1 protein-coding gene is annotated in these 293 nt (G+C 46.4%); it reads left to right on the plus strand.

Translation table 11 applies throughout. The features are described 5' to 3' along the window. A partial coding sequence (locus A3763_RS05780) for an Rnf-Nqr domain containing protein (RefSeq protein ID WP_304440766.1) occupies window positions 1–268 on the plus strand: 268 nt, incomplete at its 5' end. Window positions 269–293 lie beyond the last annotated feature (25 nt).

The raw sequence follows: 293 nt of genomic DNA on the forward strand, positions 1-293 counted from the left end.
GGTATTCCTACCATTGATCACAGTAAACTGTGCGATCATGGGTGCATCTCTATTTATGGTTGAGCGTGATTATAATCTTGCTGAGAGCACGGTCTATGGCTTGGGTGCTGGTGTCGGTTGGGCTCTAGCGATCGTCGCATTGGCCGGTATCCGAGAAAAGCTCAAGTACAGTGATGTGCCTGAAGGTCTGCGTGGCTTGGGTATTACCTTTATCACTGTAGGCTTGATGTCACTAGGTTTTATGTCGTTCTCTGGTATCTCGCTTTAATTAACACTGGGTAGATAGATAAGGT

The organism is Oleiphilus sp. HI0128, from assembly GCF_001635365.1.